The organism is Pseudochrobactrum sp. B5, assembly GCF_001939785.1.
GTDB classification, from domain to species: Bacteria; Pseudomonadota; Alphaproteobacteria; order Rhizobiales; family Rhizobiaceae; genus Pseudochrobactrum; species Pseudochrobactrum saccharolyticum.
On sequence record NZ_MOYL01000002.1, the window covers coordinates 471,591 to 485,534 of the forward strand.

A 13,944-nucleotide genomic window follows, 5' to 3' on the forward strand; every position below is an offset into this window, starting at 1 on the left:
ATGTAGACTTTACATCTGGAAGATTTTATTTCTTTACAAATACTTAGTCGTCGATGTGACGCAAATCTGTGTCACGCTGATCTATTCACGTCTGCATAGAGCCTGTGGAAGAATGCCTCTGCGCCACATGATGCAGGAGGTTGCGTACTTTCCTTATTGACAGAATAGGAACCTGTTTTGCGGATAGTTGGGAGGACTTCACGAGTTACCCAGTTCTGGAAAGGACGCGCTTCGCTTCTGTCTGACCTCATCACAAGACGGTTCAGACCGCTTTCCGAAATTAGCGCAAAGTGAGAAGCGCGTGTGCCGGTAAACTACTTTGATTTCATCAGCGTCCAAAATCTTGGCGGTGTTTAGCCCTGTACGCTTTCCGTACAGTACATCATAAATATCAATCGCCACGAACCATGGCTCGTCATCAGTAGTGACTACGCGAATTTTATTGCTGTTGAAGTAGAAGGTTGAGAGTCCGTTTGATTACCTCTTGGCGTTCCCTATAAGTGCTGCTATTGGTTCAATCAGAGGTACACATTTTGCACCACACGAGGTACACAATGGCCGACCTCTAACTATTTCCCTTTGAATGGCTTGTCTGCGCTTTTCTCCTAGCTGACATTCAAGACGACTAAAGGGTACAACACAAAGACTGAAAAACAATCATTCGAGTGTCACCTTAAGGAAACTCTGAAACCGTTTGAAATTATTGAATATAAGACCCTTGTCACTGCAATAGTGATTTGCTACATCGCCCTCACCGAAGCAGTTCGGTTTCTACCACACAGTGCGGTCGTGGCGGAATTGGTAGACGCGCAGCGTTGAGGTCGCTGTGGGGCAACCCGTGGAAGTTCGAGTCTTCTCGACCGCACCATTCTCTTTTTAGAGAATTTGGTTTTTCAAAAATATAATTAAATCAGAATTCCCAATGCACTCATCTGCATGCACGGAAAAATTACAACTGATTTACACAATTCAGACCTGAGCAACATCTGGCAGTATTGCCTAAAAACCCTCAAAACACCTCACACAGTCATTCCTCACAACAAATTCATATGCCTTGCAGTGAAGCCAAGCCTGAAGCTTTGCACAATCAGCAAATAGCTGCTGCCATGAATAGGATTGCCTCCTCGTCGAAGGCGCACAAATTCATCATACAGAGAGCGGGATAATCGCATCTAAAGACAGCTGACCTGACCAACCGCGATATTCGCGACCACCCGGCAAATGACTGCACCAAAAATAATTATCATGATGTGACTCTCAATTATAAATGATCGCCTCGTGCGAAACTGCGGATAGAACATCCAGCGTATCAAAGTCACTAAACTGCACAGGAACAGAAAAATAAAAACAAAACCGAGAGGCGGTATAATCAAGATGAAAGGCCAGCAACTCACAAATGCGTAGATTCCGGCGGTTGCGTAGGACACAATTGCAAGCACCACCCACAACAAGATATGGACTTGTAGCGTCCTTTTCCAAAGTAGTTTCATTGTAGTTCCCCCACTTCAGCACTTGTGTCCTATACAGTTATTCAAGACAGGAAGATGCGAAGTGCTGTGGCATTGTTAGGCGACAAACGACCAGTAAGTCCACAATCATATTCATCCAGCTGCAAATCCCAGGTCGCAGGTAAACAAATGCCAGACCTTGCTGTGAAAAGCGGTCAATTTGCCATCTGGATTTTTTGAGCTGTAATCTCTACCTGAATGCCATCATGACAGAAAATTCCCCTGCACAGAGTCGCCCCGCGACAAACCGTAATGATCTATCCGCGCGTTTTCAGGCTGCTGACGGCTCTCCGCCTGTTGAATGGCTGGTTGCCGACGGTCTCACAACCTATCCGGATGCTGAAGCTTTTATGGAAGCCCGCGTCGCAGCCATTCGTGACGGTACAGCTAATGAGCTGGTCTGGCTTGTGGAACACCCGCCGCTTTATACTGCAGGTACCAGTGCCCGCAAAGAAGACCTGCTCTCACCTGATCGTTTCCCGGTTTACAAGACGGGGCGCGGCGGTGAGTTTACCTATCATGGTCCGGGGCAGCGCGTGGCCTATGTCATGCTGGATCTGAAACGACGTCGCGAGGATATTCGTGCCTTTGTGGCCGCGCTCGAAGAATGGATTATCCGCACGCTCGACAGTTTTAATGTCAAAGGTGAGCGCCGCGAAGACCGCGTGGGTGTCTGGGTTATGCGCCCTGAAAAACCTCGCCTCGCCGATGGCTCAATGGCTGAAGACAAGATTGCTGCAATCGGTATTCGTTTGCGTCGCTGGGTCAGCTTTCACGGTATTTCCATCAATGTAGAGCCGCAGCTTGAAAATTTCGGCGGTATTGTTCCCTGCGGCATTGCCGAACATGGCGTGACCAGCCTTGTTGATCTGGGATTGCCGGTCTCCATGGATGATCTGGATGTGGCGTTGAAGCAAAGTTTCAATGATGTTTTTGGTGATGTGAGATAATAAAAATATCAAGCAACATATTATTTTAAAATGATAAAGGCGGTTTTTGAGCCGCCTTTACTTTTTCACTCATGCGGAAAGCATTGCCTTCTCCGCTTCAGCACTGCGCTTTTGCTCGCGGATGAACACATAAATACCGGAGCCGATAATAATGGCGATGCCGAACCACTTTGACAGGCTTGGGAAATCCCCGAAGAAGATCAGCCCAACGGTCACGGCCATAACGATTTCGACATATTGAAATGGCGCGAGAATAGATGCCGGTGCCAGCTGAAATGCCTGCACCACCAGCAAATGGCCGCTGGCAGCAAAGACGCCAATCATAATCAGCATGAACCACGGGAACAGCGAGGTAGGCAATACAAATTGCAGATCAGGAATAGCCGCAGCCTCACCGAAGATCATAACGGCCAGCCCCATGATACTGCCGCCGATACCGGCATAAAGCTGCATGACGACGGGACGCTCATTGAGGCCGAATTTACGGTTCAGCACCAGATAAACTGCAAACAGAAAAGCTGAAATCATCGGCAGAACCGATACCCAGCCAAACACGCTCCAGCTTGGCTGAATCACGATCACGGTTCCGAGCAGGCCAACCAGCACGGCACTGAGACGACGCCAGCCCACCTTTTCATTGAGAAAAATCATCGAAAGAACTGTGAGAATGAGCGGTTCAACAAAGAACACGGCCAGCGCATCGGCCAACGGCATATATTTTACCGCCGTGAAAAAGCACAGGCTGCCGAGTGCAAGCAGACAGCCACGAAACAGATTACCCCAGAGATGCTCTGTTTTAAGGCCAAGCCCGCGACTGAACAGGACAATTGCACCTAAGCTAATCAGCCCCTGCACAAAGAAACGCATGAAGCTGATGGTGGCAGGCGGAATATTCTCTTCCATTGCCAGCCATTTGCCGGTTGCATCCATAAGCGGCACAATAAGCATGGCACAGATCATCGTAATCATTCCGCGCACATGCGGCTGTAACCGGTCTTGCATTTTCATTCCCCTGCGGCAGAGCCGCCTTCATTTCATTCTCTGTTCTCATCACGGCTTATATGTTTAAGCAACCACTCTCTCCCGCCCCTTGTCTGATTGTGCCAAACCGTCACTATAAGGACACAGAGCCCGCTATGCTGTCGCGGATTGGTTGCGGCATGATTTGACAATTCCGATATAATTGTTCAAACAAAATAAATCTGCGGAAAAGTCAGGATTACCGGCATTTAAACAGGAACGTAAAGAGAACCTTTATCGCTTTAGCGATATAAACATGCCAAACTATCTGTGATTCGATTTTCCGTAATTCCGAAGCGGTTCCGGTTTTCCTGAAACAGAAAATCCGTTTCGTAACTTTGTTTTCCCGCATTTATGCGAAGCTGAAGCATTCTTTCAGCAGCAAAATGCTCCGTATCTATTTGAACGAACAGGCCAGCCATTTCACATGGATAATAGCGACGATCTTTTTTCGAATATTCTCAGCAATGCACGCGGACGTCAGGCGATACAGCCTGAATCTCCGGTCAGTGTTGCCGAAACTGTTTCGTCCCCTCTTGAGCCTGCACCTGTTGCAAAGCCGGTAGCAGAGTTGCGCCCTGCTCCTGCCAAACCTGCTGTCGTTGAGCCTGCTCCAAAACCAGTCGCAGAGCTTCGCCCTGCTGCTCCAAAGCCTGCCACGGAGCTTCGCCCCGCTCCGACTTCTGCACCTGTCGCGGAACTCCGTTCTGCTCCGGCAAGTTCCGATGGCAGCGATTATAACGCCTCCGCCATTCGTGTTCTTGAAGGGCTGGAACCGGTACGTCTGCGTCCGGGCATGTATATCGGTGGTACCGACGAAAAAGCACTCCACCATTTGTTTGCCGAAGTCATCGACAATGCGATGGACGAAGCTGTTGCCGGTCACGCCAATTTCATTGATGTTAATCTCGATGCTGAAGGCTTCCTGACTGTCAGCGATAACGGACGCGGTATTCCGGTTGAAAACCACCCGCAGGTGCCGGGCAAATCCACGCTTGAAGTGATTATGACCAAGCTTCACGCGGGTGGTAAATTTGACGGCAAGGCCTATGAAACCTCCGGCGGTTTGCACGGCGTGGGTGTTTCGGTGGTCAATGCGCTGTCCGACCTGCTGGAAGTCGAAGTGGCGCGCGCCCGTCGTCTCTATCGTCTGCGCTTTTCGCGTGGCCTGCCATTGGGCGATCTGGAAGAACTGGGAGAAGTGCATAACCGTCGCGGTACGCGTGTGCGTTTCCATCCCGATCCGGATATTTTCGGTAAGAATGCGAAATTTGATCCTGAGCGTCTGTACCGCATGGCACGCTCAAAAGCCTATCTGTTCGGTGGCGTTGAAATTCGCTGGTCCTGCGACCCGTCTTTGCTCGATCCAAAAAAAGGCATTCCGGAAAAAGCTGTTTTCCATTTCCCGGGTGGTCTGAAGGACTTCCTCGCCGCCTCGCTCGGCAAAGAATTTATGGTCACCAGAGAGATTTTCTCCGGCAAGACTGAAAAACAAGGCGGTCACGGTGCCGTTGAATGGGCCATTGCATGGTATGGCGGCGACAGCTTCGTTCATTCCTATTGTAATACCATTCCGACCGGCGAAGGGGGTACGCATGAAGCGGGTCTGCGTCTGGCGCTGACACGCGGTCTCAAAGCCTATGCGGAACTGACCAATAATAAACGCGCTTCGGTGATTACCACTGATGACGTGATGATTTCTGCCGCCGGTATGATGTCGGTCTTCATCCGCGAACCGGAATTTGTCGGTCAGACTAAAGACAAGCTGGCAACAGTTGAAGCGCAGCGTATCGTGGAAAATGCGATCCGCGATCCGTTCGACCACTGGCTGGCAGCCTCCCCGCAGGAAGCCTCAAAACTCCTCGACTGGGTGGTTGAGCGTGCGGAAGAGCGTCTGCGCCGCCGTCAGGAAAAAGAAACAACCCGCAAGACTGCAACACGAAAACTGCGTCTGCCGGGCAAACTGGCTGACTGCTCGCAGAATTCGGCTGCCGGTGCGGAATTGTTTATCGTTGAGGGTGACTCGGCGGGCGGTTCTGCAAAACAGGCGCGTAACCGTACCAATCAGGCGATCTTGCCGCTACGCGGTAAAATCCTCAACGTGGCCAGCGCAGGGCGTGACAAGCTGACAGCCAACCAGCAGATCGGTGATCTGGTGCAGGCACTCGGCTGTGGCACGCGCAAGAATTATCGTGAAGATGATCTGCGTTATGACCGCATCATCATCATGACCGATGCTGACGTCGATGGTGCGCATATTGCTTCACTACTCATCACTTTCTTCTATCAGGAAATGCCGCAGCTGATTACCGGCGGGCATCTCTATCTTGCAGTGCCACCGCTTTACCGCCTCAGTCAGGGTGGTAAAGTTGCCTATGCCCGCGATGATGCCCATAAAGATGAGCTGATCCGCACGATGTTTACAGGCAAAAGCAAGATCGAAATCGGCCGCTTTAAGGGTCTTGGCGAAATGCGTGCTGACCAGCTTAAAGAAACAACCATGGATCCGAAGAAACGTACTTTGCTGCGCGTGGATCTGGTGGAAGATGAAAACGGCTCGACCAAATCTACAGTAGATGACCTGATGGGCACCAAGCCGGAAGCCCGCTTCCGCTTCATTCAGGAAAATGCTGAATTCGTTCAGGAGCTGGATATTTAAGGCTTTGGCCCAAGGCTTCGCCTTGCACATTAGCGATGATATCAGACATCCGGGGCGGTTCCGGTGAATACGGAAATGTCAGAACCGCCCTGTTGATTTTACACGCATCTTGTTCCGGTCGAAACAGGACAAGAAATCATTCCGGTGAACTGATTTCCCTGCATGGGCGCTTCACGCTTTTGGGGATGCACTCCAACTCTGGCAATATATTCGGATCTGAATTGCAAGACCGTTCAACCGGAGCTGCTGATGTGTGCCGCGAAAGCCATAATCCGGACAATTGATGAGCTCCGGCAGCGACTTGAATCTGAAGCAGTTCAAAAGAATATTTTAATTGCCGGAATATGCGGATTAGCAGGAGCCGGAAAAACCACTTTATGTCGGCAGCTCACAGCAATATCAGGTTTCAATATTGTACATCTGAGCTGTGACCGCTTCTCTTCCCATAGTTATACTGACCGTCAGGCAAGCATTGAGAGCGCCTATGCTTCCGGCATAACAGAGCATATCGCTTTTGCTGAAAATCCGCAGAACTGGTATGCCTATGATGATATAATAGCTGCCATCCACGCATTAAGAGCGCACGGACATTACAGCTATAATCGCGCATGGAACGGGAAAACTGGCAATCTGGACGAGCATTACAATATTGCTCTGCCTGAAAACGCTCCGTCCATTGTGCTATGCGATGGTATTTATCTTCTTCATGAACCGATAAGCACTGCATTAGACATCATCATTCTGGTTGATGCTCCGGTTGAAGTTACGGTGCAGCGCGGACACAAACGATCCAACGGCAATACCGGTCATTTTATGTCTATGGAACGCCTCAGGCAGACATATACTATGCCGTATTTTGAGGCACTCTCAGGTCACGCCGACATTCTTTTTCAACCGGAACCTGCCCCATCTGACTGCGTTTAAGCAGTCTGCATCAAAGCAGATCAATAATCATCCAGATCAGGAATACGGCCAAAAGCGATCTTACCGCCAATATAAGAGCCGGGGGCAATAGATGGTCCGAGGCTCAGAACATCCGAGCCGAATTGTTTACGCACGCGGTCAAGCGTATCTGAAACCTGCTCCCAGCGCTGCTGACGCTGCTTGTCTTGCGGCTCATCAAACAAGTCGTGACTGTCGACCACCTCACCGGACAGATGATGCAGATAAATATGCACATTCTTGACCTGCCGGAAATCAGCCTTGCGAAACGACGGGTGCATGAGCAGTCGCCGGTGCAGTTGCGAGAGACAGGTGAGAAAACAATGATCGTCACGTGACGGCGGGAACACACCTTCAACCGAGACGGATTCCTGCCCCTTGATCCGCCAGCCATAGACCAGAGCACCGGCACGATAATGCTCCTTACGCAAACGGCGCGAGGCACTCATACAGAGCAGCCGCGCGCATTGCAGAATTTTATCCGGTTGACGCCAGTCCCGTGGCAGCACACGGCCATGGCCGAACATACGGCGATGCGTTTCCTGTTTCTCCACCGCATAGCCATGCAATCCGGCGATGAAACGCTCCCCCTCAACGCTATTCCAGATCGCCCGACCTTGTTTCGGGCTGATCTTCCAGAGCTCTTCAACCGTCGTAATACCGGAGCGCAGCAGGCGCGCTTCCACACCGGCGGCAATGCCCGGAAGATCACGCAGTTTCAGCCCTAAAAAACGATGCGGAATATCCTCCGGCCGCACAATCACCAAGCCGTCCGGCTTGTCGATTTCCGCAGCAATTTTGGCCAGCAGCTCATTGGGAGCAACGCCTATAGAACAGGTCAGTGCCGAGCCTAGTTTCTCACGCAGCGCCGCTTTAATCGCCAGTCCCAGAGCTTCTGCCTGTCGGGACTCCGACGGCAGCAGACGACAAACCAATTCGTCAATTGAGCGCACGCTGCCTATCGGCAGCACCGTATCAATAATATCCAGTATTTTGTGATGAAGTTTGACATATTCATCCGGTCGCGCTTCCACAATCGCAATCTCTGGGCAGATTGCCCGCGCCTCACGTACCGATGTGCCGGTTTTCAGACCAAGCTTCTTCGCCTCCTTACTGGCCGCAATCAGACCGGTAAATTCACTGGCATGAGGCACAACGCCCACCGGCCTGCCCTGCAAAGCAGGATTCATCTGCTGCTCGGCACTGGCAAAAAAACTGTCAAAATCGAGATAAAGCCGTTCCGGCAGATCAGGTTTACGCATGGTATTTGTTCCGCAACTATCATGGAACAAAATAGGAACATTAAATGATTTTGGCAAGCCTGAATTACAGATCAGCCTGCATTTTCACCTTTTCCACAACCCGCGCCAGACTGTCTGACCATTCTTCATAGCGGCGGATAATCCGGAAACCGCATTTCTCATAAAGCTTTATTGCAGGTAAATTGCGTGCATGGGTGCCGATTTCCGCGCTCTGAAATCCGAGCATAACAATTTGTGCCAGCAATGCATCAACCAGCAATGTGCCGATGCCCTGCCCGTGATGCGCCGGATCCACCCAGATATCAGATATATAATTCTGATTGGTATCGCGTGCGCCCCAGCCGCAAATCACGCCATCCTGTTCAGCGACGAGAATATAATCCAGATAATCCTGCGCTGAATGCAAAAAAGCCAGTTCAGCGCGTCTGCGCTGATCCGGCTCTTCTGTTTCATGACTGAATATGTGGGAAGCCCATGCATCAGCTCCGATACGGGCAATCATCGCCAGATCAGCGTTTGTTGCCTGCCGGAGCTGCATGAGGCGTTACCACCAGCGTTTAGGCGCGAACTGGCCTGCAGCCTGCTCAATCACATGAGCAGCCTGAAACAGCGCCTCTTCCTCAAACGGGCGGCCAATCAGCTGGAGACCAAGCGGCAGACCATTTTCGGACAGACCGGCAGGTACGGAAATACCCGGCAGGCCAGCCATGTTCACAGTAACGGTGAAGATATCATTGAGATACATTTTCACCGGATCAGCGGCCATTTCCTTGTCGCCCAGCTTGAAGGCCGCGGATGGCGTTGCTGGTGTCAGGATTGCATCCACACCGGCAGCAAACACATCTTCAAAGTCTTTCTTAATCAGCGTACGGATTTTCTGCGCCTTAACATAATAGGCATCATAATAACCGGCTGACAGCACATAAGTGCCGATCATGATGCGGCGTTTGACTTCCTTGCCGAAACCTTCCGCACGGGTGTTTTCGTACATTTCAACAATGTCTTTACCCGGTACGCGCAGACCATAGCGAACCCCGTCATAACGTGCGAGGTTCGACGATGCTTCCGCCGGTGCCACAATGTAATAAACAGCCAGTGCCTGTTCGGTATGCGGCAGCGAAATGTCAACAACTTCCGCACCGGCATCTTTCAGCCACTGAACGCCCTGCGCCCAGAGCTTTTCGATCTCCGCAGGCATACCGTCAATGCGATATTCACGCGGAATACCGATTTTCATGCCTTTTACGGATTTGCCAAGGGCTGCTTCATAATCAGGAACCGGCAGATCGACAGAAGTCGTATCTTTCAGATCAACCGAAGCCATTGATTTGAGCAGAATTGCGCTGTCACGCACATCACGGGCAATCGGGCCTGCCTGATCGAGCGACGATGCGAAAGCAATTGTGCCCCAACGGGAAACACGACCATAAGTCGGCTTGATACCAACAGTACCGGTGAAAGCCGCAGGCTGACGGATCGAGCCGCCGGTGTCGGTTGCGGTTGCACCGGCGCAAAGACGTGCAGCCACAGCCGCAGCAGAACCACCGGAAGAACCGCCCGGAACCAGCTTTTCTTCCGAGCCTTCTGCGCGCCAAGGGCTGACCACAGGGCCGTAATAAGATGTTTCATTGGAGGAGCCCATTGCGAACTCGTCCATATTCAGCTTGCCGAGCATAACCGCACCGTCTGCCCAGAGATTGGCAGTAACAGTCGATTCATAATCCGGCTTGAAGCCATCAAGAATATGCGAACAGGCCTGCGTATGATCGCCTTTGGTCGCGAACAGGTCTTTTACGCCAAGCGGAATACCTTCCAGCGCACCGGCCTCGCCTTTTGCCAGACGCTCATCCGAAGCCTTGGCCATCGAACGGGCCTTATCATGGGTAACGCTGACATAGGCGTTGATCGCACCATTCGCTTCATCAATCGCCTTGAGATAGGCATCGGCAAGTTCGGTTGCGGTAAAGGCTTTGGCCTTCAGCTTGTCACGCGCCTCGGCAATGGTGAGTGCGGTTAAATCAGTCATTCTATCAATCCTGTTCAGGGCTTTTCATGTGCTGTCCGCACTATTTCAAAAACCAGACTTCGTGTCGGGAGCAGTTACAGCTCATATTGAAACAGGAAACAGCAGTCGGATGGATCAGGGTGGGGATTATTCGATAACTTTTGGCACCATGAAGAAGTTTTCTTCGGTGATCGGTGCATTAGATACGATTTCCGAAGCGATATTGCCGTCAGACACCTTGTCTTCACGCAGACGCATGGCGGTCGGAATAACTGAGGTCATCGGCTCCACGCCATCGACATTCACGCTGTCGAGTGATTGCACAAAGCCCAGAATAACATTGAGTTCACCGGTCATTTTCTCGGCTTGTTCTTCATTGACCGCAATACGGGCAAGATGCGCAACGCGCTTGACTGTAGTTAAATCGACGGACATGTCGTTCTCCGATAAATGCGAAAATGCGGTGATCGCTGCCGGTCGTCCGGCATGAATACAGCCCGCAAGGAATTTCTCTTATTCCGGCTATAACCCTGCACCCGCTCAAGTGCAATATTGGTGATGCATTAAAGCACACACCATGATGCGAATTCATCCCCCCCCCTGCGCCAGCTTAGCTCACCTCAGAAAAGAGGAGTGAGACCTGTCAAATAAATCAGGCGATACATCTGAAAATGTAATTTAATATCATAGAAAATAAATTCTTCCCGAGGAAGTCATATGTTTTTGTTCACCCTGAGCCCTAAAAATGCAGAAGATTTTTACATAAAGGCACAAGCACTCATTGAGAATGATAATGTATTCTCACTTATATTAGCTCCAATACCAAATTCTTCCGAAATACTTAGCAGCCACACTTTATTTACTCACTCTGCACGTCGTCCGCGAAACGACCATCCAGCTCAGGAGAGCTTTGCTGCCTCCTTATTTTATCATGCAGATAGCAACGGTTTTCTCACTTTTGGAAATAACAATGACCATGCTCCAGCTGCAATCAACCGCGCCCTCACCCCACAAACAGCACCGAAATTTCACATCACAAAAACAACAGACAATTACTACACGATACACACAACAAAAGAAAATATAAAATATTACTTATATTTCAACAACTTAAACAATGATATAAATTTTTTAAATTACATCAATGATGATAAATATTTATGGATTATAAATCATAATTAGAAGAGGCAACTTATGTTAATATTTAGTATACGTCCAATGTCATATCCAAATAAATACCTCTCTGTAAATACAGATAGACCATATTTTGGTGGATATTATTTAACTGTAGCAAAAACAAAAGATCAAAAATCGATATCCTTCACATCAACTCAGTCAATTATAAACAATGAAATTACAGAAAATCCATCCTTGCACTACAATCCTGGAGAAAATTCATTTTTATATTTTAAACCTGCCTTAGATGCATACGGAGCACTAATTGCCGTTGCAGAAAATTCAGTCGAACCATCTATACTTTCAAAACTTTACATCAATATGATTAATATAAGCACATGCTACATTTACGTACACACAGCAAACAGTGACCCAGCAATTGATTACTCAAACACATACGTCTTATCCTATCATGCAGCAGAGGATAAAGTTTATTTTTCTAAAAGCCCTCTTTATCCAAATGAAAAAATCTGGCTCATAGATATATACCCGCAACATGACTAGCACTGAAAAAAATAACAGCTAATAATATTTTTTAAATATGCCAAAATAAAAACGCAACATTTGAAAGGATGTAAGATGTTTTTATTTAGCTTCAAACCATTTTCATACAACAATCCAAATATAGTTACAGATACAACAAATCCAATTACGGATCCAGTATACAGCGGATACAAATTAACCACAAATCCAACACTGGATTACAGCACAATTGACTACACAAATTCAAATAATATTACAGACATAACAGCTACAAACGAGTTTACATCAGTATTTTACAGTCCGAAGTATGAAGGCTTTATACAAGCACTCGCTGCAACAGCAACCCCAGGCGGCAGTATTGATGTTGGATTGGTTACGAATGTTACGCCGGCACTCGCAACGAAATTTATCATTAAGAGAAAAAGCGCAACAATTTTTAAAATTTCAACTACAATAAATAATAACAAATTTAATTTATGCTACACATCTGATCTTGGTGTATTTCTTAGCAACGACATAGATTATGACGTTGAATCTGTCTGGGCTGTTAGTTTTTATATTGAAAATCCATCTTAAAATCAATGATCAAGCTCCCCATTAACTTGATAAATGGGGAGTATTTGCTATCAAACTGTCAAACTACCGCCGACTTCCAGAACCTTAACTTCCGTTGAGATCTTTTCCATACCGTGTACAAAATCATCTGCGGTTGCATCCAGCAGACCGAATGTACCGAAATGGCATGGAATGGCTGTTTTGAGCGCAGGGAAATAACGCTGGCAGGCCAGTGCGGCCACTGCGCCGCCCATGGTAAAGCGGTCACCGACCGGCACCAGAGCAATCTCCGGCTGATGCAATTCATTAATCAGCGCCATATCGGAGAAAATATCCGTATCCCCCATATGATAAAGCACCGGTGCGCCCTCATCATCAAAATGGAACACCAAGCCATTGGCATTACCAAGCGAATGGGAAATACCGTCTTCCGTCAAACTTGCGGAAGAATGCAGCGCATTGACGAATGTTACAGAAAATCCGTTGTGAAAAACTGTACCACCGGTATTCGTCGGATCGACTTTCGCAACACCACGATGCTCCAGCCAGTCACAAAGATCAGCATTGGCGATAACCGTTGCATCTGTTTCTTTTGCGATGCGAATAGTGTCGCCGACATGATCACCATGGCCGTGTGTCAGGGCAATATGCGTCACGCCTTTGGTCACTTCAGCAAAATCCAAAGCGGAACCGGTCGGGCTCTGACTGATAAAAGGATCGATCAGAATGACCGCCTGCGAAGTTTCAACGCGGAAAGCAGAATGGCCGAGCCAGGTGATTTTCATGATATTCCCTTTGCCGATGCATATTGTTATAGGCACAGTTAGAATGCACTGCGCTGTCTTTGCAATATAGTATGACATTACCGGATCAGGAAACGAGATATGGCTGTATCAACAATTGAAGAGCTTGCGGCAAGCCTGAGCTATGGTCAGATGGTTGCCGGTCTTGATCTGGGTACCAAAACCATCGGCATCGCTGTCTCTGATCTCGGACTTTCCTTCTCCCATCCGCGCCCTGTTCTGAAACGACGCAAATTCACACTGGATGCACAGGAACTGCTGGAACTGCTGCAAAAAGAAAAGATTTCAGCCGTGGTTATCGGCCTGCCGGTCAATATGGACGGCACAGAAGGCCCGCGTGTGCAGGCCACCCGCGCTTTTGTGCGCAATATGGAAAAGCTCACCGATATTCCGTTTATCTATTGGGATGAGCGGCTTTCAACGGTTGCGGCAGAGCGCGCCTTGATCGGCATGGATGTTTCCCGCGCCAAACGCGCAGAGCGGATTGATTCCGCTGCTGCCTCGTTCATTTTGCAGGGTGCACTTGACCGGCTACATATGCTGCGCCGTGACAGTGAGCAGGATTAGTCAACCGTCCGTCA

14 protein-coding genes and 1 tRNA gene are annotated in these 13,944 nt (G+C 49.1%); 8 read left to right on the forward strand and 7 right to left on the reverse strand.

Annotated features, from left to right (window positions below; all coding sequences use genetic code 11):
• Positions 1 to 71 precede the first annotated feature (71 nt).
• Positions 72 to 281: a BRO family protein gene (locus BKD14_RS19650; RefSeq protein WP_280949118.1), complete on the reverse strand. Its 210-nt coding sequence runs from the start codon at positions 279 to 281 to the stop codon at positions 72 to 74.
• Between the two features lie 502 nt (positions 282 to 783).
• Here BKD14_RS19650 and BKD14_RS08840 point away from each other — a divergent pair.
• Positions 784 to 868, forward strand: a tRNA-Leu gene (locus tag BKD14_RS08840).
• 846 nt (positions 869 to 1,714) lie between these two features.
• Positions 1,715 to 2,458 (forward strand): lipoyl(octanoyl) transferase LipB, encoded by a 744-nt coding sequence (lipB, locus tag BKD14_RS08850; RefSeq protein ID WP_075655296.1) that lies wholly within the window; start codon positions 1,715 to 1,717, stop codon positions 2,456 to 2,458.
• A 69-nt stretch (positions 2,459 to 2,527) separates the two neighbouring features.
• Here the strand turns inward: lipB and BKD14_RS08855 are convergent, their stop codons facing one another.
• Complete coding sequence (locus BKD14_RS08855) at positions 2,528 to 3,460, reverse strand: DMT family transporter (RefSeq protein WP_075655794.1); 933 nt, start codon at positions 3,458 to 3,460, stop codon at positions 2,528 to 2,530.
• A 445-nt stretch (positions 3,461 to 3,905) separates the two neighbouring features.
• On the opposite strand from BKD14_RS08855, the gene parE reads away from it, so the two are divergent.
• The gene (gene parE / locus BKD14_RS08860) at positions 3,906 to 6,137 is read left to right on the forward strand and encodes a DNA topoisomerase IV subunit B (RefSeq protein ID WP_075655298.1); all 2,232 of its coding nucleotides are present in this window, start codon (positions 3,906 to 3,908) and stop codon (positions 6,135 to 6,137) included.
• Positions 6,138 to 6,386: 249 nt separating this feature from the next.
• Positions 6,387 to 7,061, forward strand: coding sequence for a hypothetical protein (locus BKD14_RS08865; protein ID WP_075655300.1), 675 nt, complete (start codon positions 6,387 to 6,389; stop codon positions 7,059 to 7,061).
• A gap of 20 nt (positions 7,062 to 7,081) precedes the next feature.
• On the opposite strand, the gene BKD14_RS08870 is transcribed toward BKD14_RS08865, so the two are convergent.
• From BKD14_RS08870 to gatC, 4 genes are all read right to left on the reverse strand, one after another.
• Positions 7,082 to 8,341: a type VI secretion protein ImpB gene (locus BKD14_RS08870; protein ID WP_075655302.1), complete on the reverse strand. Its 1,260-nt coding sequence runs from the start codon at positions 8,339 to 8,341 to the stop codon at positions 7,082 to 7,084.
• A gap of 64 nt (positions 8,342 to 8,405) precedes the next feature.
• Positions 8,406 to 8,879, reverse strand: a complete 474-nt coding sequence (locus tag BKD14_RS08875; RefSeq protein ID WP_022712299.1) for a GNAT family N-acetyltransferase — start codon at positions 8,877 to 8,879, stop codon at positions 8,406 to 8,408.
• Between the two features lie 6 nt (positions 8,880 to 8,885).
• Positions 8,886 to 10,367 (reverse strand): Asp-tRNA(Asn)/Glu-tRNA(Gln) amidotransferase subunit GatA, encoded by a 1,482-nt coding sequence (gatA, locus tag BKD14_RS08880; RefSeq protein ID WP_075655304.1) that lies wholly within the window; start codon positions 10,365 to 10,367, stop codon positions 8,886 to 8,888.
• A 126-nt stretch (positions 10,368 to 10,493) separates the two neighbouring features.
• Positions 10,494 to 10,781 (reverse strand): Asp-tRNA(Asn)/Glu-tRNA(Gln) amidotransferase subunit GatC, encoded by a 288-nt coding sequence (gene gatC / locus BKD14_RS08885; protein WP_022712301.1) that lies wholly within the window; start codon positions 10,779 to 10,781, stop codon positions 10,494 to 10,496.
• A gap of 282 nt (positions 10,782 to 11,063) precedes the next feature.
• On the opposite strand from gatC, the gene BKD14_RS08890 reads away from it, so the two are divergent.
• The 3 genes from BKD14_RS08890 to BKD14_RS08895 all read left to right on the forward strand — a co-directional run bounded on the left by BKD14_RS08890 (position 11,064) and on the right by BKD14_RS08895 (position 12,581).
• Positions 11,064 to 11,528 carry a hypothetical protein gene (locus tag BKD14_RS08890; RefSeq protein WP_075655306.1) on the forward strand — a complete coding sequence of 155 codons (465 nt, stop codon included), beginning with the start codon at positions 11,064 to 11,066 and terminating at the stop codon, positions 11,526 to 11,528.
• 12 nt (positions 11,529 to 11,540) lie between these two features.
• Positions 11,541 to 12,026 carry a hypothetical protein gene (locus tag BKD14_RS19100; RefSeq protein ID WP_139316371.1) on the forward strand — a complete coding sequence of 162 codons (486 nt, stop codon included), beginning with the start codon at positions 11,541 to 11,543 and terminating at the stop codon, positions 12,024 to 12,026.
• A gap of 75 nt (positions 12,027 to 12,101) precedes the next feature.
• Positions 12,102 to 12,581, forward strand: coding sequence for a hypothetical protein (locus BKD14_RS08895; RefSeq protein ID WP_075655308.1), 480 nt, complete (start codon positions 12,102 to 12,104; stop codon positions 12,579 to 12,581).
• Positions 12,582 to 12,631: 50 nt separating this feature from the next.
• Here BKD14_RS08895 and BKD14_RS08900 read toward each other — a convergent pair whose 3' ends face one another.
• Positions 12,632 to 13,345 (reverse strand): metal-dependent hydrolase, encoded by a 714-nt coding sequence (locus BKD14_RS08900; protein ID WP_075655310.1) that lies wholly within the window; start codon positions 13,343 to 13,345, stop codon positions 12,632 to 12,634.
• A gap of 99 nt (positions 13,346 to 13,444) precedes the next feature.
• Between BKD14_RS08900 and ruvX the strand changes: the two genes are divergently transcribed.
• Positions 13,445 to 13,930 carry a Holliday junction resolvase RuvX gene (gene ruvX, locus BKD14_RS08905; protein WP_075655312.1) on the forward strand — a complete coding sequence of 162 codons (486 nt, stop codon included), beginning with the start codon at positions 13,445 to 13,447 and terminating at the stop codon, positions 13,928 to 13,930.
• The last annotated feature ends 14 nt before the right edge of the window (positions 13,931 to 13,944 follow it).